The following is a 25,301-nucleotide window of genomic DNA, read 5'->3' on the forward strand; positions in this document are numbered from 1 at the left end:
TGTACTGTCTCGCTTACTTCAGGCTGATCGTGGTGTTCACGCCGTGGCTGGTGGTCGAGTCGTCGAACCAGCGTGCGGTCACGGTCTTGGTCTGTGTGTAGAACATCACGACCTGCTTGCCGTAAGGGCCTAGGTCACCGAGCTTGGAGGCGCGGCTGCCGGTGAACGAGAACAGCGGGACCGGCACGGGGATTGGCACGTTGATGCCGATCTGGCCGACGTCGATGTCTTCCTGGAACTTGCGTGCCGCTGCGCCGGACTGGGTGAAGATCGCGGTGCCGTTGCCGTTCGGGTTGGCGTTGATGAATTCGATGGCTTCATCGATGTCCGCCGCCTCGGCGATGCACAGCACGGGGCCGAAGATTTCCTGGTCATAGACCGACATGCCGGGCTTGACACCGGAGAAGATCGTCGGGCCGACGAAGTTGCCCTTTTCGTAGCCTGGCACGTTCGGCTTGCGGCCATCGAGTTCCAGCTTGGCACCATCGGCAATGCCGCGCTCGATCAGGCTTTCCACACGGGAGAGGGCGGCGCAGGACACGACCGGGCCCACATCCGTACCCTTTTCGACTCCGCCGGAGACCTTGAGCGTCTTGGCCTTTTCGACCAGATCGGGAATCCACTTCTGGGCGTCACCCACCAGCACCACCACCGACAGCGCCATGCAGCGCTGACCGGCCGCGCCGAAAGCCGCACCGGCCAGAGCGTTCAGGGCCTGATCCTTGTTGGTGTCGGGCATGACGATGGCGTGGTTCTTCGCGCCCATCATGCATTGCACGCGCTTGCCGTTGAGGCTGGCGCGGTTGTAGACATGGGTGCCGACCTTGGTCGAGCCCACGAAGCTGATGGCCTTGATGTCCGGGTGGTCGCAGATCGCGTTCACCGCATCTTCACCGCCGTGGATCACGTTCAGCACGCCAGCGGGTACGCCGGCTTCGAGGGCCAGTTCGCACAGGCGCATGGTGACCATCGGGTCCTGCTCGGAAGGCTTCAGAACGAAGGTGTTGCCGGTGGCAATCGCCATTGGGAACATCCACAGCGGGATCATCGCGGGGAAGTTGAACGGCGTGATGCCAGCACAGACGCCCAGTGGCTGGTTGATGGTGTAGGTGTCCACGCCATTGGCCACGTTGTTGGCCAGCTCGCCGAGCTGCAGCGAGCCGATGTTGGCTGCATGCTCGACCACTTCGAGCCCACGGAACACGTCGCCTTCGGCGTCGGGCAGGGTCTTGCCTTGTTCGGCGGTCAGCAGCGCGGCCAGCTCGCCCATGTTTTCACGGATCAGCTGCTGCAGCTTCAGGAAGATGCGGGCACGTGCGCCGATGGGGGTTTTCTTCCAGGTCTTGAACGCTTCCTTGCCCGAAGCGACGGCGGCGTTGATTTCCTCAGGCGTTGCGAACGGTACGCGGGCCAGCACTTCTTGGGTGGCAGGGTTCACCACATCACGCCACTGGGTGGTCTTGGACTCGACGAACTTGCCGCCGATGAGCAGCTTGACGGAAGGGGCCAGCACGGTGGAATTGGCAGGTGCGTTCATTGATGTCTCCTTGGAACCCGATTGTCCGGTTGTGGTTGATTGACGAATGTGTGGATGGTAATTGTGCAAATATGTCTTATCAATAGACAATCCTGCAGTTTGGTTTTGCAAATTTGCACAATGACGGGCGAGCAGCCACTTCGGATGAATCAATATGGACTGGGACAATCTGCGGTACTTCCTCGAACTCGCGCGCGCGGGCACCCTGATCGGTGCCGCGCGGCGCACGGGTGTGGAGCACACGACGGTCGCGCGGCGCATTCAGGCGCTTGAGAAGCAAATGGGCGTTCCGCTTTTCGCGCGCGAGGCGTCCGGCCATCGGCTGACGGAAGCGGGGCGGCAACTGCTGCCGTCGGTGGAGGCGATGGAGACCGCCGTGCTCGGCGTGGAGAGCTCGGCCGAGGCGCACGGCGGCGCAAGCGGGCTCAGCGGCCTTGTGCGCGTCGGCGTGACGGAGGGCTTCGGCACCTCGATTCTCGCGGCGCATCTGGCGCGCTTCACGCTGGATCATCCCGGCCTGTCCATCGACCTGCTGGCCCTGCCGCGCCTGCTGCATCTCTCGCGGCGCGAGGCGGACATCGTCATCTCGCTGGAGCGCCCGACGCGTGGCTCGGTCATCGTCACCCGGCTGGCCGACTACACGCTGTGTCTCTATGGCCAGCGTGAGTATCTGGCGCGCAGGCCGCTGGTCACCCAACGCGAGGACCTGCGTCACCACGCCTTCGTGAACTATGTGGATGACCTGCTGTTCACCAAGGAGCTACAGTTCATCGACCAGCTCCACGCGCCCGAGCGTTTTGCCTTCCGCAGCACCAGTATCACCGCGCAATACGAGGCAGTGCGGATCGGCGCGGGGCTGGGCGTGTTGCCCGCGTTTCTGGCGGACCGCGATCCGGTTCTGAGCCGCGTGCTGCCGCAGGAGGCGCAGTTCACCCGCACCTTCTGGATGAGCATGCCGCAGGAGGCCAAGCAACTCGCGCGCATCCAAGCGGTGTGGAATCTGCTCAAGGAAGTGGCGGGCAAGGAGAAGGCGTTGCTGCAGCCGGACTCACAAACCCGGCGCTGAAGGCGAATGTCTCGCAAGCATCCTGCAAGCTTGAGGAATAAAATAACGGAAGTTTTTGATTTTTCTCTTTTTAGAGCAACGTTTTCAAGAAACTCCACGGATTTGGAACGCATCATTGGCGATCGATTCGTGCGCTCCCCACATCCTTCCCGTGATCTTTCATGTCCGAGCTGGTTTGTGATTCGGACGGGGCCTGCCTTTGTCGGTCGGCCTTGCGTTGTTTCTTTCATTTCACGGAGTTCCCGCCCATGACCCAGCCGGCCAAGCCCGCCAGTCAAGCCGTGCCAGAGGGTCATGACGACCTGCAGCGCAGCCTCACCAACCGCCACATTCAACTGATCGCCATTGGCGGCGCCATCGGCACGGGGCTGTTCATGGGCTCGGGCAAGACGATCAGTCTGGCCGGTCCGTCCATCGTCTTCGTCTACGCGATCATCGGCATCATGCTGTTCTTCGTGATGCGCGCGATGGGCGAGCTGCTGTTGTCCAATCTGAAATACCGCTCATTCATCGATTTTTCGGCCGATCTGCTCGGGCCGTGGGCGGGCTTTTTCACCGGCTGGACCTACTGGTTCTGTTGGATCATCACCGGCATCGCTGATGTGATCGCGATCTCGGCTTATGCGCAGTTCTGGTTTCCCGACATCCCGCAATGGGCACCCGCGATTGCCTGCGTCGGCCTGCTGCTGTCGTTGAACCTGCTGACGGTGAAGTTGTTCGGCGAGATCGAATTCTGGTTCGCAATGATCAAGATCGTCGCCATCGTCACGCTGGTGGGTGCGGGCATCTACATGGTCTCGACTGCCTTCACGTCACCTGCTGGTCGCACAGCGAGCCTTGCGAATCTCTGGAGTGATGGGGGCATGTTCCCGCATGGTGCGATGGGTTTTTTCGCCGGTTTCCAGATCGCCGTATTCGCGTTCGTGGGCATTGAGCTGGTGGGCACCACGGCCGCCGAGGCCAAGGACCCCGAGAAGACGCTACCACGCGCGATCAACTCGATTCCGGTGCGCATCATCATCTTTTATGTCTGCGCGCTGATCGCCATCATGGCGGTCACGCCGTGGCGCGACGTGGTGCCCAGCAAGAGCCCGTTCGTTGAGTTGTTCGTGCTGGCCGGGCTGCCAGCGGCTGCAGGCATCATCAACTTCGTGGTGCTGACTTCGGCGGCCTCCTCGGCCAACAGCGGCGTTTTCTCGACTAGCCGCATGCTGTTCGGCCTCGCGCTCAAGGGCGATGCGCCGCGTTCCTTCGGTGTGCTCTCCAAGGCCAGCGTGCCTTCGCGCGGGCTGCTGTTCTCCTGCATCTGCCTGCTGGGCGGGGCGTTTCTGATGTGGGTGATTCCCGATCTGGTGGAAGCCTTCACGCTGGTGACCACGATCTCGGCGATTCTGTTCATGTTCGTCTGGTCGTTGATTCTGCTGTCCTACATCCAGTACCGCCGCACCCGCGCGCATCTGCATGCGGCATCCAAGTACCGCATGCCCGGCGGCGTGGTGATGTGCGTTCTTTGCCTCGCGTTCTTCGCGGGCATTCTGGTGCTGCTGACCTTTGAGGCGGACACCCGCTCGGCGCTGATCGCTACGCCGATCTGGTTCGCGATTCTGGGCGCGGCCTATGCGTGGCTGCGCGGCAAGCGCGCGTCGCAGGCGCTGATGACGCCCGTGGAAATCGAACATGCGGAACAGACCCATCAGGCCTGATGCTCCTATTTTCGAAGCCCTTTGACGGGCTTCCGGGCAGTAGCAAGCGGCAGCGCTCGGGAGGTGGCAAACTCAATGCCCCGCTTGCTGCCGATTGACTGCCTTTGCCCATGAATTCCACACCCGCCGCCGAGCTCTCTCCCGTCAAGAACAAACTCCTGTGGCTGGTGTCCCTCGGGTTCTTCATGCAGACGCTCGACGGCACCATCGTCAACACGGCGCTGCCAGCGATGGCCGAGGAACTGGGCGAGAGCCCGCTGCAGATGCATTCGGTCATCGTGGCGTACTCGCTGGCGATGGCGGTGCTGATTCCGGCCTCTGGCTGGCTCGCGGACAAATTCGGCACGCGGCGCGTGTTCATGTCGGCGATCGCGTTGTTCGTTCTCGGCTCGGTGCTGTGCGCCGTTTCCCCCAATCTTCAGTTGCTGGTGGCCTCGCGCGTGGTGCAGGGGCTTGGCGGCGCCTTGCTGCTGCCGGTGGGGCGGCTCGCGGTGCTGCGCGCATTTCCGCGCGAGCAGTTCATTCGCGCCATCAGCTTTGTGGCGATTCCGGGGCTGGTGGGGCCGCTGATCGGTCCGACGCTCGGCGGCTGGATGGTCGAATTTGCCTCATGGCACTGGATCTTCTGGGTGAATGTGCCGGTGGGGTTGATCGGCCTTGTCGCCGCCAGCAAGTACATGCCGGTCGGCGAAAAAATGCCGCCACGCGGCTTCGATCTGCTCGGCTACCTGATGCTTGCGGCTGGCATGGCGCTGGTCTCGCTCGCTGTGGAAGGCATGGCGAGCGGCGGGGGAGTGCGTGGCGCCTCGGCGCTGATCATGCTGGTGTTCGGCTTGGCGTGTCTCTGCGGCTACTGGCTGCACGCGCTGCGCAAACCCGATCCGCTGTTTCCGCCGGAGCTCTTCACGGTGCGCACGCTACGTGTAGGGTTGCTCGGCAATCTGTTTTCACGCCTTGGCAGCTCGGCCATGCCGTTCATAATGCCGCTGGTGCTGCAGGTGAGTCTTGGTTACTCTCCTATGCACGCCGGCATGATGATGCTGCCCACGGTGATCGGCAGCATGGCGATGAAGCGCTTCGTCACCAAGGTGATCTATCACTTTGGCTACCGCGAGGTGCTGGCCACCAATACCTGGCTGCTGGCGCTGTTGATTGCGAGCTTCACGTTCATTTCGCCCACCATTCCCGCACCGGTGTTGATTGCGCAACTTTGCGTTTTCGGTGCAGTCAACTCGCTGCAGTTCTCTGCGATGAATACCGTCACGCTCAAGGATCTGCTGCCGCATTTCGCAAGCAGTGGCAACAGTCTGCTGTCGATGGTGCAAATGCTCTCCATGGGCATGGGCGTGGCCATCGCGGGTGCGGTGCTCGCGGGGTTTCAGGCGCATCTGGGCAGTGCGACGGGTGGTGACACGCTGTGGGCGTTCCGGGGCACATTCATCGTGATGGGGCTGTTGACGCTGGCGGCGACGGTGCTGTTCATGCAGTTGCCGGACAAAGAGCAGCCCAACTCCGAACCCTCCGGCCCAGAATCACATAACTGACAGGACAAACAAAAGAGAAGGCCCTGAGCCGCTTTGCGCCTCAGGGCCTTTGGTTGTCAGCTCGCGATCAGATGGTCGCTGGAATTTTCACCGAGGAATCCGCCACTCTGGTGCGCCCAGAGCTTGGCGTAGATACCGGCTTTTTCCAGCAACTCCTGGTGCGTTCCCTGTTCGACGATCTGGCCCTTGTCCATCACGACAAGGCGATCCATCGCGGCGATTGTGGACAGGCGGTGGGCAATCGCGATCACCGTCTTGCCGTGCATGAGGCCGTCGAGACTTTGTTGGATGGCTGCTTCGACCTCACTGTCGAGTGCGCTGGTGGCTTCGTCGAGCAGCAGGATCGGCGCGTCCTTGAGCATCACGCGCGCAATCGCCACGCGCTGGCGCTGGCCGCCCGAGAGCTTCACGCCGCGCTCGCCGACCTGCGCGTCATAGCCGCTGCGGCCCTTGAGGTCGGTGAGGCTGTCGATGAATTCTGCAGCCTCGGCCTTGAGGGCGGCGGCGCGCATTTCTTCTTCGCTTGCATCGGGGCGGCCATAGAGGATGTTGTCGCGCATCGAGCGGTGCAGGAGCGAAGTGTCCTGCGTGACCATGCCGATGGCGCCGCGCAGGCTATCTTGCGTGACACTGCGGATGTCCTGACCGTCAATGGTGATACGGCCGCCTTGCACGTCGTGAAAACGCAAGAGCAGGTTCACCAGCGTGGACTTGCCTGCCCCCGAGCGACCGATGAGTCCGATGCGCTCGCCAGGGCGGATGTTCAGGTTCAGATGGTCGATGACGCGCTTGCCGCCATCCTTGTAGCCAAAGCTCAGGTTCTCGAAATGCACCCGGCCCTCGGAAACGACCAGTGGCTTGGCATTCGGAGCATCCACAATGCTGCGCGGTTTAGTGAGCGTGACAATGCCGTCCTGAATGGTACCGATGTTCTCGAACAGACCGGTCATCTGCCACATCACCCAGTGAGAATAGCCCGAAATCCGCAATGCCATGGCGATCACGGCGGCAACTACGCCCGTGCCGACTTCACCTTGGGTCCATAGCCACAATGCGAATCCAGAGCTGCTCAGGATCAGCAATGTGATCATGGCGTGGTTGGTCAGCTCGAACTGGCTCACCAGACGCATCTGCTGGTAGCCGGTCTGCTTGAACGAGTCCATGGCGTTGCGCGCGTATTCAGCTTCGCGTCGGGTGTGGGCGAACAGCTTGACGGTGGCAATGTTGGTGTAGGCATCGGTCACACGACCGGTCATCAGCGAACGGGCGTCTGCCTGCTCCTTGCCGATCTTGCCGAGTCGTGGCACGAAATAAAAGCACGCCGCAGCATAGCAGGCGAGCCAGATGCCGAATGGCACCATCATGCGCCAGTCGAAGCTTGCCGCCAGCAGCAGAATGCTGACGAAATACACGCCTACGCCAACCATCACGTCCACGACGATGAACACCACTTCTCGCACCGAAAGGGCGGTTTGCATGATCTTGGTGGTGATACGGCCAGCGAATTCATCGGCATAGAACGACATGCTCTGCCCAAGCATCAGCCGGTGAAATACCCAGCGCATGCGCATGGGAAAGTTGATAGCCAACACCTGATGCATCACCAGCGTATGGAGACCGAGCAAAACGATGCTCAATAGCAGGATCACGGCAATACCGGTGAGGCTGCCGTGATGCACCTGCCAAAGCTCGGCAGCGGGAGTGGCCGAGAGCCAGTCGATCACTCGGCTCATGACGGCGAACAGGAAGGCTTCGTAGACCGACAGCAGCGCAGAGGTCAGCGTCAGCAGCCCGATCCAGCCTCGCATGCCTTGCGTGCAGGCCCACAGAAAAGCAAAAAAGCCATTCGGTGGCAATGGTGGATCGTTGGGTGGGTAGGGCGGAAGACGCCTCTCAAAAATATTGAACAACACTCGTATGTAACTCCTGTTGCGATACTACGGGCAGGGCGTCCGTATGTCCGTGCATCGTCGAGAGACCATAAAAATTCAGGGGCCTGCGAGTGATCGGGGGCGGAGGTTTTGTCAAAATCTCACGACCTTTCTCGAGGTCGGTTGCATGCGCAGCATGAATGGGGCGCTATGGTTGTTGCATTTGCGCCAACATCATTCGCGCCATGTGAACCCGTTTCATGAATAAACGTCAATGGTTGAAAAATTTGGACTCACTGACAGAAAGCAGCAAGTTTCAAGGCCAAACATGCGACTTGTGGGTTAGTCGTCCCTCTAACGCACTCTGTTTTCAGGGTGCCAAGTCGCCATTCGATTTTAATCTGTAACACGTATTTGTAATGAAATGCGTAATTTCATAACTATTGGTTGCCATTGCGGCATAGCTGGAAACATAATCGTCGGATAAGGTGCCTCGCCATGTGCCGATCTGATTCGTACCGGGGCTTTACACGGTCAAGCTCCCAGGTCTCTTCGTCCAATTCGCCCATTCACCTGACTCATTGATGTCCGAATTTCCCTCTTCGCGCTTCCCGCTTCGGTTCTGGGTGCCGGGCATGGTCGTCGGCATTCTGGGATTGCTGGGCAGCTTTGCGATGTGGCACCACCAGCAGAATTCGGCGAGTGCCGTGGCACACATGCGCTTCGAGCAGGAGGTCGGCTCCTTCACGCAGGCCGTGCAGCGTCGCTTCCAGTCCTATATGGACATCTTGAGCGGCATGCAGGGTGTGATGAAGCTCAATCCGCAATTGCAGCGTCGTGACTTCGAGAGGCTTGCGGACAACATGGAACTGGGTCGGCGTCATCCCGGTGCGCTTGGAGTTTCATTCACCCGTCATGTTCCTGGTTTGGAGCGACAGGATTTTCTGGCACGCACGCGCGCAGAACCGTCATTCACTGGTCAATCACATCGGAATTTTGATTTCCAGCCGGCAGACTTCTGGCCCGAATACTACGTGATCGAATACGTGTGGCCATTTCGGGGCAATGAAAAGGTTGAAGGTCTCGAAATGCACTCGCAGCCTGTGAACATGCAGGCCGTGATCCGGGCGCGCGATACCAGGAACATGGCCATTTCCGCGCCGTTTTCGCTGATTCAGAAGTCCACCTCGTCCAGTGGTGTGGTGATGCGCATGCCCGTATTCGCGGCGCAGGGGCCGCTGGCCAAGGACGACGATTTCATCGGCACAGTGGATGTAGCGGTCAGCATGAGCGACCTGATCGAGAATGTGCGTAGTGAAGGTGCTTGGGAGCATCTGGTGCTCAACATGTCGGATATGGGCGAACTGGATGCTGACGGGCTGCTGGTGCCGCTGAAGTCTCCTGCGTTGCTCTATACCTCGCAGTCATTGAGTGGGGCGGAGAGTGCTCATCTGCAGAAGGATATGCATTTCGGTGGTCGATTGTGGCGCTTGAGGTTCGAGCACGATACGCCACTGCTGTCGCCGCTCGAACGCAGCCTCCCTGCACTGATGGCCGGCGCAGGTGTATTGCTCACGGCGCTGCTCTCCATTCTTGTGGTCCTCCTGAGTCTTCGACGGGCGCAGGCGCTCAGCCATGCCGACGATGTCAATGCCGCGTTGCTCGCGAGCGAGGAGCGCTTTCGCACGTTGTTCGGCCAAGCGGCAGTCGGCATCATTCAGGTGCAAAGTGCGACAGGACAGATTGAGCGCGCAAACGAGACCTTTGCCCAGATGCTCGGTTACACCGTCGAAGAGATCGAGGGCAAGAGCTTCCAGGATTTCACGCATCCCGCCGACCTTTCCAGCAGCGGTGACCAGATGCGGCAAATGATCGAGGGCAATCTGGCGTCTGTTCGTCTCGAAAAGCGCTACCTGCGCAAGGACGGCAAGCCGGTCTGGGTGGATCTCACCGCGACTCCGGTATCGCACCGCAAGGGACGCCCGATGCAGAACGTCTCGGTCGTTCTCGACATCACCGAACGCAAGCAGATGGAGGAGGCCCTTCGCACGAGCGAGGAGCGGCTGCGCGGCATTCTGGATCGCCTGCCCATCGGCATTGCGAAAGTCCGTGACGATGGCTTCAACTTCAGCAACGAGCGTTTTTCCCAGATCTGTGGCTATGACACACATGAGATTGCAAGCCTCGACGACTGGTGGGAAACCATCGTGCGCGACCCGCAGGAGCGCGAGCTCTACCGCACGCGCTGGAACGAGGCCTGCCGTGAGGCGCGCGAGGGCAACGGCTACATACGTGCTATGGAATGTGTCATCACTCACAAGGGTGGGCACTCGCGGTCCCTCGAGATGGCCGGGGTGATCCTCGGGGACGACGAAGACAACTACCTGATCACGCTGGTTGACGTGAGCCAGCGCAAGGCGGTCGAAGAGCGCGCGCGTTATCTGGCCTACTACGATCCGCTCACGCAGTTGCCCAATCGACGTTTGCTGCTTGACCGTCTTCAGCAGGCGCTTGCCATGAGTGCACGGCATCAGAGCTATGGTGCGGTGCTGATGCTTGATCTGGACAATTTCAAGAGCCTCAATGAAACCCAGGGGCATGACATGGGTGACCGCCTGTTGGGCATAGTGGCCCAGCGCCTGCGCAGTTGCGTGCATGCGGACGATACCGTCGCTCGACATGGTGGCAATGAGTTTGTGGTCGTTCTGCGCTCGCTCGGCGAAAGCGAACAGGCGGCTGCCGCTGGAGCAGAAGAAGTTGCGCAGAAAATTCTGAACGTGATGCGTGAGCCGTTCGAGCTCAGCAACGAGCACCACCACACAACGCTATCGATCGGTATCACGCTGTTCCATGGGCAGCGCGAATCTGCGGATGAGCTGCTCAAGCGCGGCGATCTGGCCATGTATCGCGCCAAGGCAGAGGGGCGCAATGCGCTTCGCTTCTTTGATCCTGAAATGCAGGCGGTGGTCGAAGCGCGCGTCGCCCTTGAGTCCGACTTGCGCACTGGCATAGCGCAGGGGCAGTTCGAGTTTGCCTACCAGCCGCAAATGCTGCACGGCCGCATTGTCGGTGCCGAGGCGCTACTGCGTTGGCAGCACCCACAGAAGGGGTCAATTCCGCCTGCGCAGTTCATTCCGCTAGCCGAAGAGAGCGGCCTGATTCTGCGTCTGGGCGAGTGGGGTGTGAAGGCGGCCTGCGAGCGTCTGGCGAGTTGGGCAAACGATACAGTGTTGAGTGAACTCACGCTCTCAGTGAATGTGAGCGCGCGTCAATTTCACCAGGCGGGCTTTGTGCCGCAAGTGCTTGCGGCGCTTGCCAGCACGGGCGCGGAGGCGCGCCATCTGCGCCTCGAGCTGACTGAAAGCCTGCTGCTCGAAGACATCGATGATACGGTCAAGAAGATGTCGCACCTGAAGAGCTATGGTGTGGGTTTCTCGCTCGATGACTTTGGCACCGGCTACTCATCTCTGTCGTATCTGAAGCGTTTGCCGCTGGATGAACTCAAGATTGATCAAGGCTTTGTGCGCGACGTGTTGACTGATCCGAACGACGCGGCAATAGCCAAAACCATCGTGGCGCTGGGCACCAGTCTGGGCTTGCAGGTCACGGCCGAGGGTGTTGAAACCGAGGCCCAGCGTCAATTTCTCGAGCGCAATCACTGCTACGGCTGGCAGGGGTATCTGCTGAGCCCGCCACTGCCGATCCGTGAGTTCGAGGTGCTGGTCCAATCGCTTGCACACGCCAAGGCATCCGCAACAGTTTGAGTGATCAGGAAGAATCAGGCCCTAAGATCGGCGGCATGACCACACTTGGCTTGTATCTCTTGACTGCGCTCGCAGAAATCGTCGGCTGCTATCTTCCGTGGCTCTGGCTGCGCAAGGGCAGCTCCATCTGGTTGCTGGTGCCAGCAGCTGCCAGTCTGGCACTGTTTTCATGGCTTTTGACGCTTCACCCCGATGCCTCTGGACGCGTCTATGCAGCCTATGGCGGTATCTACGTCTGTGTTGCTTTGATCTGGCTTTGGGCTGTCGACGGCGTGAGACCGGGTTTGTGGGATGTGGTGGGCGGCGCGGTGACACTGGCCGGAATGGCCATCATCGCGTTTGCACCTCGCTCCAGCTGACCATTCTCGAGTGACGTTTTTTGTCAAATTTGGTAGCGCCAGTCTGGCGCTGGTCGGAACAAGGTGCTTGCACGGTATGATTCCACTCTGAACTTTCACTGCGCCCTGATCAAAACCGCCTGACTCGTGCGTCTCAACTCCATCAAACTCGCCGGCTTCAAGTCGTTCGCCGAACCCACCAATTTCCTGCTTCCCGGCCAGCTCGTTGGCGTGGTGGGGCCGAATGGGTGCGGCAAATCCAACATCATGGACGCGGTGCGCTGGGTGCTGGGGGAGTCCAAGGCGAGCGAGCTGCGCGGCGAATCGATGCAGGACGTGATCTTCAACGGCACGACCCATCGCAAACCGGCCAGCCGCTCCAGCGTGGAGCTGATCTTTGACAACGCCGATCATCGTGCGGGCGGGCAGTGGAACCAGTTCACCGAAATCGCCGTCAAGCGCGTGCTCACGCGGGACGGCACCAGCAGTTACTTCATCAACAACCAGCCGGTGCGCCGCCGGGATGTTCAGGACGTGTTCCTCGGCACAGGCCTTGGGCCTCGCGCTTACGCCATCATCGGGCAGGGCACGATCAGCCGGATCATCGAGTCGCGCCCCGAAGAGTTGCGCCTGTTCCTCGAAGAAGCCGCCGGTGTCTCCAAGTACAAGGAGCGCCGCCGCGAGACCGAAAATCGCTTGTCCGACACACGCGAGAATCTCACGCGGGTTGAAGACATCCTGCGTGAGTTGAACGCCAACCTCGAAAAGCTCGAGAAGCAGGCCGAGGTGGCGGCCAAGTACAACGCGCTGCAGGCCGATGTCACGCTCAAGCAGCATCAGCTGTGGTTCTTGAAGCGCGCAGACTCCGAGAGCGATCAGGCCAAAGTGCGTGCAGAAGGCTTGCAGGCCGTGAACGATCTGGAAGCCCGGATGGCCGATCTGCGCGCCGTCGAGGCCGATCTGGAGACCATCCGCCAGTCGCATTACGCAGCTGGCGATCAGGTCAATCAGGCGCAGGGCAGGCTCTACGAGGCAACCGCCGAGGTCGGCAAGCTCGAGGCGGAGATCCGCTACGTGGTCGAAGGCCGTCAGCGGGTGGAAAGCCGCCTGACGCAGTTGGCTGAGCAGATCGCCCAGTGGATGGGCCGCAAGGAAGAGGCCGAGATCGAGCTCGAAACGCTTTCCGGCGCGGGCATGGATGCCGAGGAAAAGGCCGAGCTGCTCGCCGCGCAGGTCGAAGAGCAGGCCATGCAGATGCCCGACCTCGAAGACGCTCTGCGCCAGACCCAGTTGCGCGCGTCCGAACAGCGCGCGTCCGTTGTACAGGTCCAGCAGCAGATTCAGGTGCTGGCCGCCGAGCAGCGCGGCTTTGGCGAGCAGAGCCGCCAGCTCGAGTCGCGCCAGGAACGCCTGCGCACCGACCGCAATGCACTGGCTTCGCCCGACGAGGCTCGCCTGACCAATTTGCAAAGCCAGCTCGAAGAGTCCACCGAAAACGCCGAAATGGCCGAGGCACGGCATCTGGAGCTGGAAGATACCGTCCCTCAGCTTGATGATGACCGCCGCTCGCGCCAGCAGACCGTGAACACTGAAAGCGGGCGCCAGGCCGATCTGTCGGCGCGGCTGGAGGCGCTCAAGGCCTTGCAGGAAAAGGTCAAGACCGATGGCAAGCTGCAACCGTGGCTTGCCAAACATGGCCTCGAAGGAATGCAGGGCCTGTGGAGTCGCATCCACGTCGAACCCGGTTGGGAAAGTGCCCTTGAAGCGGCTCTGCGCGAGCGTATGAATGCGCTGGAAGTAGGGCGCCTGGACATGGTGCGCGGCTTTCTCGGTCATGGCGGCACCGACGCGCCGCCTGCGCGTCTGGCCTTCTACAGCAAGCCGCAGGCTGGAGCGAGCGCAGCGGCCAATGGCACGCAGCGCCTGTCCGACCTGCTACGGGTGAACGACGCAGGGCTCAATGCCGTGCTCGTTGACTGGCTGACCGGTTGTTTCACAGCGCCGTCGCTGGACGAGGCGCTCAACCGCCGCTCGCAACTCAAGTCTGGCGAGACGATTTACGTGGCGACCGGTCATGCAGTCACGGCCAACAGCGTGAGCTTCTACGCACAGGACTCCGAGCAGTCCGGTATGTTGGCGCGGGCACAGGAAATCGAGCACCTCGAAAAGGAATTGCGTGCGCAGGTACTGATCAGCGAAGAGTCGCGTACCGCGCTGATTCGCGCCGAAGCCGCCTATGCGGATGCTTCGCAGCGCCTTGTCACTGCCCGCCGCGAAGCCACCGAGGCCCAGAGCCGCGCACACGAGCTGCAAGTCGAGACGCTGCGCCTCACGCAGATGGCCGAGCAGACACGTGCCCGCAGCGCGCAGATCGGTGCCGATCTGGCCGAGGTCGATGCGCAGTTGAACGATCTGCAGGAGCGCAAAGTCTCCGCCGAAGCGCGCTTCGAAGAACTCGACATGCAACTGGCCGACAGCCAGGAGCGCCATGCGCAACTCGACGAACGCGTGATTGAATCCGAACGCAAGCTCAACGAATGTCGCGAACAGCAGCGTTCGCTGGAACGGCAGGCGCAGGAGGCGGTGTTCTCTCGCCGCACCATGGATGCACGCAAGGGAGAGTTGTCCCGCACGATCGATACAGCGGCGGCACAGGCCAAGTCGCTGGCCGACGAAGATGTGCGCGCACGAGATGAAATGAATCGCCTGTCCGCCGCCGCTGCGCAAGGTGGCCTGCAGACAGCGCTTGACGAAAAGATCGAGCGTGAAAAGGCGCTCGGCGCCCAACGCAGCCAGTATGACGACCTGACCGCCAAGCTGCGCGCCAGCGACGAACGCCGCATGCAGCTGGAGCGGGCCATGGACCCGCTGCGTGCACGCATCACAGAGTTTCAGCTCAAGGAGCAGGCAGCGCGTCTGGGTCTGGAACAATACACATCGCTGCTGACCGATGCCGAGGCCGACTTGACGGCCATCGAACAGTCGATTGCCGAGGGCAATGTGCGCATCGGCGGGTTGCAGGGCGAAATCGACAGGCTGCACCGCAGCATCACGGATCTGGGTGCGGTCAATCTGGCGGCGCTCGACGAACTGACGCTTGCGCGCGAGCGCAAGACCTTCCTTGATGCGCAGACCGAAGACTTGACGCTCGCGATGAACACGCTGGAAGATGCGATCCGCAAGATCGACGTGGAAACGCGCGTGCTGTTGTCTGGCACGTTCGAGACTGTCAACGGCCATTTCGGACGCATGTTCCCCGAGCTGTTCGGCGGCGGTCAGGCCAAGCTGGTGATGACGGGCGACGAAATTCTCGACGCCGGTGTACAGGTGATCGCGCAGCCTCCCGGCAAGAAAAACCAGACGATTCATCTGCTTTCAGGCGGCGAAAAGGCGCTGACTGCGATTGCGCTGGTGTTCGCGATCTTCCAGCTGAACCCCGCACCATTCTGTCTGCTGGACGAGGTGGACGCGCCGCTGGACGACGCCAACACTGAACGCTATGCCAAGCTCGTGGCCGCGATGTCGAAGGGAACACAGTTCCTCTTCATCAGTCACAACAAGATTGCTATGGAAATGGCGGAGCAATTGATCGGCGTGACCATGCAGGAGCAAGGTGTGTCACGTATCGTGGCGGTGGACATGGAGTCCGCGCTGTCCATGGCGGATGTCTGACCATGACAGCGCAGCCGTCCGTCGCAGGAGCGTAGACACGTTCTAAGATGCCACGCAAAGTTTTGAATTCACCATGAGTACTTTTCAGATCGCATTAATCATCGCCGGCGGACTCGTGCTGGCGGTCGTCGTTGGCTACAACGCATGGTCCACCCATCGCAACGCGCCGAAGCGCCCAAGCCCGACCGAGAGCGAGGCGTCGTCCGATACGCCGGCCGTGCGCCATGAGCCCGGTTTCGAAGGTATCGGCTCTGCCAGCTTGGGTCCGGACAATGGCATCGAGCCGAGTTTCGATGGGCACTCGGTGGATCTGAAGGACGCGCTGCAGATGCCGCTACCGCCCGTCGAGCGCCGCGGTGGACTGGATCCGCTGATCGATGCGCTCGCGCCCATCGTGGCCGACCAGATTGTCTCGGGCGACGCTGCGCTCGCCGCCTTGCCACCCACGCGCCGTGCGGGCAGCAAACCGTTTGCCGTGGAAGGTCTCAACGAGACGACCCAGCAATGGGAAGGCCCCGTGGCTGGTCAGCGCTACAGGCAATTCCAGGCGGGCGTGCAACTGGCCAACCGACTTGGCGCGCTCAATGAGATCGAGTTCTCCGAATTCGTCATGAAGACTCAGAGCTTTGTAGACTCCATCGGCGCTGCGGTCGATTTTCCCGACATGCTCCATGAAGTGGCGCGTGGCCGCGAGCTGGACCAGTTCGCGAGCGAGCACGATGCGCAACTGAGCTTCATGCTACGCGCACGCCATGCCGCATGGAGCCCCGGCTACGTGCAGCAAAACGCAGGAAAGGTCAGCTTCACGGCCGGTGCCATGCCCGGGCGATTGGTGCTGCCTGCGGTGGAGGCCGGAATGCCACCGGTGCTCACGCTGTCCTACGACACGCAGGCCGCACTCTCCGATGACCCCGAGCAGTCCGCGATCCGCGACGTTCTATTGAGCCTCGACGTTGCCCAGGTGCACCGCACTGAGCAGCCGTTCGCCCGCCTGCGCGAAGTGGCCGCAGAGCTGTGCAAGTCGATGGATGGCGTGCTGTGTGACCAGAATGGCTCGCCTCTGCCCGCGATGACGATGGACCCGATCACGGCCGATTTGGAGACGCTGTATGACAAGCTCGACAGCCGTGAGTTGTCGGCTGGCTCGGCACTCGCAAGGCGCTTGTTCAGCTGATAGTTGGTTACAGTCTGGGGGGCATTGAGTTTGCCCGACAAGGGGCCGCTCATTCACAATGGCGGCCGCTTTCATTTGGAATGTGTCGTTTTGACGCGCGTTGATCGCGCGCCCATGCCAGCGAATGGTGCCCCACGTACCCGCGCAGCAGAAAGTATGCAACCGGCCATGTCCGACAGTTTTGATCTCTTCTCCGAACCCACGCAGGACGTGCCTGCCAAGGTCGTCGCCAAGGTGAGTGCTCTGCGCGAGCAGCTCGACCGCTGGGCGCATGAATATTATGTGCAGGACGCGCCCACCGTGCCCGACGGCGAGTACGACCGCGTGTTCCAGCAACTGCAGGCGCTTGAAGCGTCCTACCCACAGCTCCTCACCCCCGATTCACCCACGCAGCGCGTGATCGGCGCGGTGCTCGATGGTTTGACTCCGGTGCGCCATGCCGTGCCGATGCTCAGCATCCAGACCGAGACCGACAACGAAGCCAGCGGCGCACAGGCCTTCGATGCGCGCATCCGCAAGGAGCTGGAGCTGTCTCTGGCGAGCCCGGCGGTCGAGTATGTGGCCGAGCCCAAGTTTGACGGCCTCGCGATGAACCTACGTTATGAGAACCGCAAGCTGGTGACCGCGACCACGCGCGGCGACGGCGAGGTCGGCGAAGACGTGACGCACAACATCCGCACCATCCGCCAGATCCCTCTGACGCTGCCCGCCGACAAGGGCGTGCCTCCGGTACTCGAGGTGCGCGGGGAGGTCTACATGCGTCGCGCTGACTTGGACAAGCTCAACGAGCGCCAAGCGGCCAACGGCGGCAAGCTGTTCGCCAATCCGCGCAATGCAGCAGCGGGGGCGGTGCGTCAACTAGATTCGAATATCGCTGCGCAACGGCCGCTGTCGTTTTTCGCGTATGGCCTCGGTGAAATCACCGCGTCGGCCGATGGCGGCCCGGACTTCCAGACGCATTTCCAGATGCTGCAGACGCTCAAGGACTGGGGTTTCCCGGTCGCGCCGCAGGTCTGCGTGGCACATGGTGCGATCGAACTCGTCGCGTTCCACGAACGCATGGGGGCCGAGCGCGCAACGCTGCCCTACGAAATCGACGGCGTGGTCTACAAGGTCAACAGCCTCGCGCTGCAGCGCCAACTCGGCTTCAAATCGCGTGAGCCGCGCTGGGCTGTGGCGCACAAGTACCCGGCGCAGGAAATGCCCACGCGCATGGAGGCCATCGACGTGCAGGTCGGCCGTACCGGCAAGCTCACGCCGGTCGCGCGCCTCGCGCCCGTGCAGGTGGGCGGCGTGGTGGTGACCAACGCGACGCTGCACAACGTATTCGAGATCCGCAAGAAGGGAGTGCGCACCGGCGATACCGTGATCGTGCGCCGTGCGGGTGATGTGATCCCTGAGGTCGTCGGCCGCGTTCCGGGTGAGCGCCTGTCGTACGTGCCCAACTTCCGCATGCCTGCGTCCTGCCCGATCTGCGGCAGCACGGTGGTGCGCGAAAAGGGCGAGGCGAATCACCGCTGCTCGGGCGGACTGTTCTGCGCCGCGCAGCGCAAGGAGGCGATTTTGCATTTCGCCGCGCGCCGCGCGATGGACATCGAAGGCCTTGGCGACAAGCTCGTTGATCAGCTCGTCGAGGGCAATGTGGTGCGTGTGCTGCCCGACCTGTATCGGCTGGGCCTGGTCGCGCTCGCGTCACTCGATCGCATGGCGGAGAGGTCCGCGCAGAATGTGCTCGATGGGCTCGAAAAATCCAAGCAGACCACGCTGCCGCGCTTTCTGTTCGGCCTTGGCATCCGGCATGTGGGCGAATCCACGGCCAAGGATCTGGCCAAGCATTTCGGCAATATCGACGCAATCATGGATGCCAGCGTCGAGGAACTCTTGCAGGTCAACGACGTGGGGCCCGTGGTGGCCGAGTCGATCCACACCTTCTTCGCGCAACCGCACAACCGCGAGGTGGTCGAACAGCTGCGTGCCTGTGGCGTGACCTGGGCCGAAGGCGAGGCCAAGCAGCAGGGCGAGCAACTGCTGACCGGCAAGACCGTGGTGCTCACGGGCACCTTGCCCACGCTGAGCCGCGACGAGGCCAAGGACATGCTTGAGGCCGCGGGCGCAAAGGTCTCCGGCTCGGTCAGCAAGAAGACCAGTTACGTGGTCGCCGGAGCCGAGGCGGGCAGCAAGCTCGACAAGGCACAGGAACTCGGTGTCCCGGTGCTCGACGAAGCGGAAATGTTGGCCCTTCTGGGCCGCACGCCAGAGTAAAACAGGAAGTCGCCCAAGAGCACCAGCCATGTCCCCAAACAGCGAAGACAACCAGCAGGCATCGCCTGCATCCTCTCAAAACAAGGCGGCTGGAGTGCTCAGGCGGATTCCGTGGCCTGGCAAACCTTGGAAGTCCCGGCGCAATCTCTGGTGGCTGCTGGCCTCAGGGCCGATTGCGCTGTTTCTCTATGTGCTGATCCTGATTCCGTTCACGCCATCGATCAGCGATCTGCGCAAGGCCAAGACCGATCAACCGGCGCAGCTCGTGTCCTCCGATGGGCGTTTGCTAGCGGAGTACAAGTGGATCAACCGCGAGTGGGTCACGCTCAAAGATATTGCCCAGCCAGTCAAGGATGCGCTGATCGCGACCGAGGATCATCGTTTCTACGAACACTTTGGTCTCGACTGGAAGCGCACGCTGTCCGCTGTAGTGCGTACGATCGGCGGCGACAAGCAGGGCGGTTCGACCATCACCCAGCAGCTCGCGCGCAATCTCTACCCGGAGGAGATCGGCCGCGCCCCAACGCTCAATCGCAAGCTCAAGGAAGCGATCACGGCGCTCAAGATCGAGATGACGTATTCCAAGGACGAGATCCTGGAGACCTATCTCAACACCGTGCCGTTTCTCTACAACGCGTTTGGCATCGAAATGGCCGCGCGCACGTATTTTGACAAGTCGGCCGATGAGCTCAACGTGATCGAGAGCGCGACGCTGATCGGCATGCTTAAGGGAACGGTCTACTACAACCCGGTGCTCAACCCCGAGCGTGCACAGGATCGACGCAACACCGTGCTCGCGCAGATGAAGAAGCGCGAGAAGCTTTCAGCGGCTGAATATGACAAGCTCATCAAGCGCCCGCTGCGCATTCGCTTTGAGCGTCAGGCCGAAGTCAACGGCCTTGCGCCGCATCTGGCGCAGCAACTGCGCCGCCAGCTCATCGACTGGGCTGACCGCGAGGGCTACAGCTTGTACTCCGACGGTTTGGTGATCCGCACCACGGTCAACGGCAAGCTTCAGGAAATGGCCAATCAAGCCGTCGAGAAACAGGGCAAGGCGTTGCAGGCCGTCGCCAACAAGGTCTGGGCGCCGCAAAGTGTTTGGGGCACCAAGAGCGCATTGGTGCAGAAACTGGTGCGCGAATCGTCCCAATACGAGCAAGCGGTGGGCAAGGGGGGGGAGCCCGACGAAGTGCTCAAGAACCTGCTGGAGAACAGCGATTTCATGGGCAAGCTCAAGCAGCAGAAGACGCGTCTGCAAGCGGGCTTTCTTGCACTCGATCCACGCGATGGCACGGTGCTCGCATGGGTTGGCAGCCGCGACTATGCCCAGGACCCGTTCGACCATGTGCAGGCCGCGCGCCGTCAGCCAGGTTCGACCTTCAAGCCCTTTGTCTATGGCGCGGCATTCGCCAAGGGCTTGAAGCCCAGCGACACCTTCATGGACGAGCCCGTCGAGATCCCCATCGATGGCGGCAGGCAGGTGTGGAAACCCACGGACGACTCCGCTCCTAGCTATGCGCCGATGACGCTCTCGGATGGTCTCGCGTATTCCAAGAACATCATCACCGCGCAGGTGATGCAGCAAGTCGGACCGGAGAAGGTCGCACAACTTGCGCGGGCCATGGGCGTGCGCGAATCCAAACTCGACGAGGTGCCGTCGCTCGCGCTCGGCACCAGCCCGGTCACCTTGAAGGAAATGGTGGCGTCTTACGGCTCCATCGCCAATGCTGGCGCATACCTCGCGCCTACGGTGATCACGCAGATCGAGGACAAGGACGGTAAAGTACTCGAGAAGTTCGGGCCCGCCAAACCCCAGCGCGCGCTGGCGCTCGTCCCTGCACAGGAACTGCGCAATGCGATGCGCGGCGTGATCAACAAAGGTACGGGCGTGGCCATCCGCTCGCGCTACGGAATCAGCGCCGACGTGGCGGGCAAGACCGGCACCACACAGGACAACACTGATGGCTGGTTCATCATGATGCATCCGCAGATCGTCGCGGGCGCGTGGGTGGGCTTCAACGATGGCCGTATCACGCTGCGCAGCGACTACTGGGGTCAGGGCGCGCACAGCGCGCTACCCATCGTCGGGCAGGTGTTCCAGCAGGCGGTGCGCGGCAAGATCGTTGACAACAATCTGAAGTTCGTGGATGAGGAAGAGCACAGCATCATCGCCGACGCGATTGGCTCGGTTCGCAATTGGGTGGTCGACCTGTTTGGCCGCTCGACGGAGCAGATTCAGCCACCCGCCGCGACCACGCCGGAAGTGCAGGGCTCGCAACTGCCACAGACACCGCGCACGCAAGCGCCCGTCACCTACGATAGCGATGAATCACGTCCGGAGATTGGTGAGGCACCGCTCAAACCGCTTCAGAACGCGACACCGGATGCCGACTCCGAACCGCCGTCGCAGCCGCCTTCGGGTGCGGGCGAGTCGCAAGACCCGTTCTGGAATTCACCGCCGCAACAACAGCAACAGCAACCACCTCATTCGCAACCGTCGCAACCCGCGCAGATGCCATCCGGTGCACAGCCGCCGATGCCTGTGAACGGGCAGATCCAGACGCCGCAGGGACGTGTGGTTCCGCCGGTGCAGCAGCCACCGCAGTTCCAACCCGTGCCGACACCCTATGTTCCTCAGCCGTCGAACAATTCGGTTCCGCCGATGCCGGGCGGCGGCCAGACAGTGCAGCCTCCGGCCCCAGTGCCGGGAACAGTGGTGACATCGCCGGTCGAGCGCGGAAGTGCATCGCCCATGCCTTCCGGCCTGAACTGACCGGAGTTGACGGACCGGCCTGACCATGCACGGCGTGGTGCGACATGACGCCGCACCAACGTCCTACAGTCCACCTCCTGCGGCTGCATTAGGCTGAGGGGCAGGAGTCATGATCAAGTGCCTATGTTCTGGACCATTTTCTGGACCGCTCTGGTGACGCTGGTGCTCGTCATCGTGGCGCGCAACTTTGCGCTGTCCGAGAAGAAGATCGAGCGCCGCGTCAAGCACCTCTACCCGGTGAGATCAGCCCAGTGCCGCCGTGACATGGGCAACCTGCTCGGTCCGGCCATTGTGTCCGGCAACCATATCGAGGCACTGCAGAATGGTGACGAGATCTTTCCCGCCATGCTCGAAGCCCTGCGCGGTGCACGCACCAGTATCTGCTTTGAGACCTACATCTACTGGTCGGGCGAGATCGGTGAGGCATTCGCCGATACGCTGGCCGAGCGTGCACGGGCGGGCGTGAAGGTGCATATCACGCTCGACTGGATGGGCTCGCTCAAGATGGAGGATGTGCTGATCAGGCGCGTCACCGACGCCGGGGCCGAGGTCCAGCGCTACCGTCCGCTGCGCTGGTACAGCGTCGATCGGCTGAACAATCGCACGCACCGCAAGCTACTGATTGTCGACGGCACGACGGCCTTCACCGGCGGCGTCGGCATCGCCGACCAGTGGACCGGCCATGCTCAGGACGAGGCGCATTGGCGGGACATGCACTTTCGCATACGAGGCCCAGTAGTGCTGCAGGCCCAGGCCGCGTTCAGCGACAACTGGATCAAAACGACGGGCGAGGTGCTCACCGGCGAGGACTATTTCCCAGCCCAGCATCGTCACGGTGCGGCGGATGCGCAACTCTTCATCGCCTCACCGGCCGGTGGCAGCGAGAGCATGCACCTGATGTATCTGATGGCGATTGCCGCCGCGACGCGCAGCATTGACCTGCAGGCCGCGTACTTCGTGCCGGACCTGCTCATCATCGATGCCCTGATCGCCGCTCTCGAGCGCGGCGTGAGAGTGCGCATCACCGTTCCGGGCCAACATATCGACTCCGGCACGGTGCGAACCGCATCCAAGGCGACTTGGGGCGAATTGCTTGCACGCGGCGTGAAGATCTACGAATACCTGCCGACGATGATGCACAACAAGATGCTGATCCTTGATGCGGAAATGGTGTCGGTGGGCTCGACCAACTTTGACGTGCGCTCGTTCCGCCTCAACGACGAGGCCAGCCTCAATGTCTATGACGAGGTATTTGCAGCCAATATGACGCGGGTGTTCGAGGCTGATCTGGAACAGTGCCGCGAATACACCCGTCCCATGTGGGTGCGGCGCTCGCTGCGTCAGCGGCTGCTGGAGTGGGTGGTGATGCCGTTTCGCTCTCAACTCTGACGCAGCAGTGCCAAGTCAGCTTCAGAGGTCGTGCCTCGGCGCGGCCAGATCGACGTTGTGCACGACTTCGGCACCGGTCTTTCGATCCTCGAACCACAGGCGCAGCGAGGTACTGACGGTACGGAAAGCCAGCTCATCCCACGGGATTTCATCCTCGCGGAACAAGCGTGCTTCAATGGTTTCGTGGCCCGGATTGAACTGGTCGCTGAGCAGATCAGCGCAGTAGAAGATGTGCACCTGACCCACATGTGGCACGTTGACGAGCGAGAACAGCCGACCCATGCGGATATGGGCGCCGGCTTCCTCGTCAGTCTCGCGTGCGGCGCCTTCGGCGGTCGTCTCGTTCAGCTCCATGAACCCGGCAGGCAGCGTCCACTTGCCCCAGCGCGGCTCGATGTTGCGCTTGCACAGCAGCACACGACCATCAGGCATCACGGGAATCGTTCCCACCACGTTGAGTGGGTTGTCGTAGTGGATCGTCTTGCAGGCCGGACAGACGGCGCGCACGCGGGTGTCACCATCATCAGGAACACGGTGCTCGACAGCGGTACCGCAGTTGCGGCAGAAACGAACGGGGGCGCGAATGGTCATGTGGGCTATTGTGGCGCAGGAATCAGGGACTCAGAGTGCTAACAGACATGCAGCAGCACTCCGTGCGGCGGGACTGACGGATCAGACCAGCTTCACCTTCAGCGCTGGCAAACCCTGAACGCCGCCTTCCAGCAGGTCGCCCTTCAAGACAGCGGCTACACCTTCCGGTGTGCCCGAGAAGATCAGGTCACCCGCCTGCAGCTCCCATGCTTGCGACAGCACCTCGATGGTCTCGGCGACGCTCCAGATCAGCTTGGTGACTTCGCTGGACTGGCGTTTGGCGCCGTTCACATTCAGCCAAATGGCCGCGTTGTGGATGTCGCCCGCCTGCGCAGTGGGAACAATGGGCGTCATGGGGGCGCTGTGGTCGAATCCCTTGCCGATTTCCCATGGGCGGCCTTGCTTCTTGGCCTCTGCCTGCAGGTCGCGGCGTGTCATGTCCAAGCCCACAGCGTAGCCGAAGATGTGTTCGAACGCATCGGCGGCCTTGATGTTCTTGCCGCCCTTGCCGAGCGCGACCACGAGTTCGATTTCGTGGTGCAGATCCTGGGTCAGCGTGGGGTAGGGCATCTCGCCGGTGGCGCCGTCACTGACGACCAGCACGGCGTCGGCTGGTTTCATGAAAAAGAACGGGGCCTCGCGACCGGTGAAGCCCATTTCCTTGGCGTGCTCTGCGTAGTTGCGGCCCACACAATAGATGCGGTGCACCGGGAAGAGGTTGTCGCTGCCGACGACGGGGACGGTGGTGATGGGAGCGGGAGGAAATACGTAGCTCATGGTGAGAACAGTGGAGTAAGGTTTTGAAAAGACCGGTGCCGGGCGCTAAAAGGCTTGTCACGCACAGTTTGCCACGCGAATTGCAGCGCGGCATTCAGTAATGTCCACGCTGGCGCAATACAGTCAGGTTGCGTATGCTCTTTCCTCCATGAAGCTCTACAACTACTTCCGTTCTTCTGCTTCGTTCCGCGTGCGCATCGTGTTGGAACTCAAAGGCCTTTCGTACGATTATGTTCCGCTGCATCTGGTGCGTGCGGAACATCGTGCGGCAGGTTATGCAGACCGTGTGGGCGACGCTTTGGTGCCTGCGCTCGAAATTGACGATACGCATCTGTTGACCCAATCCATGGCCATCATGGAGTATCTGGATGAGGTCCACCCCGACCCGGGCGTCATGCCCAAGGACGCTGTTGGACGGGCCCATGTTCGGGCGCTTGCGCAGATGGTGGCTTGCGAGATCCATCCGCTCAATAATCTGCGGGTGCTGAAATATCTCAAGCAGAACTTGATGGTGGACGAGTCCAGCAAGGATGCGTGGTATCGCCACTGGACGCGCACCGGACTCGAAGCCTACGAGCGCCAACTGGCGTTGTTGGCGAAGGAACGGGAAGCGGCTGGGCTGATCGCTTCGCGCTTCAGTTGGGGCGATGTCCCCACGATGGCTGATTGCTGTTTGGTTCCGTTGATCTTCAACGCCCAACGTTTTCATGTTGATCTGCAAGGGCTTGATCGCACCATGGCCGCCTTCAAAGCCTGCATGGCGCTGCCAGCGTTTCAACGGGCCCAGCCGTCCGCTTGCCCGGACAATGAAGCCTGAGACTGTTTTTTTCTGGATGGATC

At 61.5% G+C, this 25,301-nt stretch carries 15 protein-coding genes; 11 read left to right on the plus strand and 4 right to left on the minus strand.

The genetic code is table 11. The annotated features are described in order from the left end of the window. Positions 1-13 precede the first annotated feature (13 nt). Positions 14-1,537 carry a CoA-acylating methylmalonate-semialdehyde dehydrogenase gene (locus tag G7047_RS09195; protein WP_166303888.1) on the minus strand — a complete coding sequence of 508 codons (1,524 nt, stop codon included), beginning with the start codon at positions 1,535-1,537 and terminating at the stop codon, positions 14-16. A gap of 154 nt (positions 1,538-1,691) precedes the next feature. Here G7047_RS09195 and G7047_RS09200 point away from each other — a divergent pair, with 154 nt between their 5' ends. The 3 genes from G7047_RS09200 (at position 1,692) to mdtD (ending at position 5,850) form a co-directional block, all read left to right on the plus strand. Then, positions 1,692-2,603, plus strand: a complete 912-nt coding sequence (locus G7047_RS09200) for a LysR family transcriptional regulator (RefSeq protein ID WP_166303891.1) — start codon at positions 1,692-1,694, stop codon at positions 2,601-2,603. Between the two features lie 248 nt (positions 2,604-2,851). Further along, entirely contained in the window at positions 2,852-4,306 is a 1,455-nt protein-coding gene (gene cycA, locus G7047_RS09205; protein WP_166303894.1) for a D-serine/D-alanine/glycine transporter, read from the plus strand. A 110-nt stretch (positions 4,307-4,416) separates the two neighbouring features. After that, complete coding sequence (gene mdtD / locus G7047_RS09210) at positions 4,417-5,850, plus strand: multidrug transporter subunit MdtD (protein WP_166303897.1); 1,434 nt, start codon at positions 4,417-4,419, stop codon at positions 5,848-5,850. Positions 5,851-5,906: 56 nt separating this feature from the next. Here the strand turns inward: mdtD and G7047_RS09215 are convergent, their stop codons facing one another. Further along, positions 5,907-7,760, minus strand: coding sequence for an ABC transporter ATP-binding protein (locus tag G7047_RS09215; protein ID WP_166311975.1), 1,854 nt, complete (start codon positions 7,758-7,760; stop codon positions 5,907-5,909). Positions 7,761-8,305: 545 nt separating this feature from the next. Between G7047_RS09215 and G7047_RS09220 the strand changes: the two genes are divergently transcribed. From G7047_RS09220 to G7047_RS09250, 7 genes are all read left to right on the plus strand, one after another. Beyond that, positions 8,306-11,485: an EAL domain-containing protein gene (locus tag G7047_RS09220; RefSeq protein ID WP_166303900.1), complete on the plus strand. Its 3,180-nt coding sequence runs from the start codon at positions 8,306-8,308 to the stop codon at positions 11,483-11,485. A gap of 35 nt (positions 11,486-11,520) precedes the next feature. Further along, positions 11,521-11,844 (plus strand): YnfA family protein, encoded by a 324-nt coding sequence (locus G7047_RS09225; RefSeq protein ID WP_166303903.1) that lies wholly within the window; start codon positions 11,521-11,523, stop codon positions 11,842-11,844. 126 nt (positions 11,845-11,970) lie between these two features. Further along, positions 11,971-15,495, plus strand: coding sequence for a chromosome segregation protein SMC (smc, locus tag G7047_RS09230; protein WP_166303906.1), 3,525 nt, complete (start codon positions 11,971-11,973; stop codon positions 15,493-15,495). A gap of 73 nt (positions 15,496-15,568) precedes the next feature. After that, positions 15,569-16,669: a cell division protein FtsZ gene (locus G7047_RS09235; RefSeq protein ID WP_166303910.1), complete on the plus strand. Its 1,101-nt coding sequence runs from the start codon at positions 15,569-15,571 to the stop codon at positions 16,667-16,669. A gap of 168 nt (positions 16,670-16,837) precedes the next feature. Beyond that, complete coding sequence (gene ligA, locus G7047_RS09240) at positions 16,838-18,931, plus strand: NAD-dependent DNA ligase LigA (protein ID WP_166303913.1); 2,094 nt, start codon at positions 16,838-16,840, stop codon at positions 18,929-18,931. 28 nt (positions 18,932-18,959) lie between these two features. Further along, positions 18,960-21,704, plus strand: a complete 2,745-nt coding sequence (locus G7047_RS09245; RefSeq protein ID WP_166303916.1) for a penicillin-binding protein 1A — start codon at positions 18,960-18,962, stop codon at positions 21,702-21,704. A 123-nt stretch (positions 21,705-21,827) separates the two neighbouring features. Continuing rightward, positions 21,828-23,093, plus strand: a complete 1,266-nt coding sequence (locus G7047_RS09250; RefSeq protein WP_166303919.1) for a phosphatidylserine/phosphatidylglycerophosphate/cardiolipin synthase family protein — start codon at positions 21,828-21,830, stop codon at positions 23,091-23,093. 21 nt (positions 23,094-23,114) lie between these two features. On the opposite strand, the gene G7047_RS09255 is transcribed toward G7047_RS09250, so the two are convergent. Then, positions 23,115-23,684 (minus strand): NUDIX hydrolase, encoded by a 570-nt coding sequence (locus G7047_RS09255; protein WP_166303922.1) that lies wholly within the window; start codon positions 23,682-23,684, stop codon positions 23,115-23,117. A gap of 81 nt (positions 23,685-23,765) precedes the next feature. Then, positions 23,766-24,461 (minus strand): fumarylacetoacetate hydrolase family protein, encoded by a 696-nt coding sequence (locus G7047_RS09260; RefSeq protein WP_166303925.1) that lies wholly within the window; start codon positions 24,459-24,461, stop codon positions 23,766-23,768. Positions 24,462-24,609: 148 nt separating this feature from the next. Here G7047_RS09260 and maiA point away from each other — a divergent pair, with 148 nt between their 5' ends. After that, complete coding sequence (gene maiA, locus G7047_RS09265) at positions 24,610-25,278, plus strand: maleylacetoacetate isomerase (RefSeq protein WP_166311976.1); 669 nt, start codon at positions 24,610-24,612, stop codon at positions 25,276-25,278. The last annotated feature ends 23 nt before the right edge of the window (positions 25,279-25,301 follow it).

This window comes from Diaphorobacter sp. HDW4A (genome assembly GCF_011305995.1).
GTDB lineage: Bacteria > Pseudomonadota > Gammaproteobacteria > Burkholderiales > Burkholderiaceae_C > Diaphorobacter_A.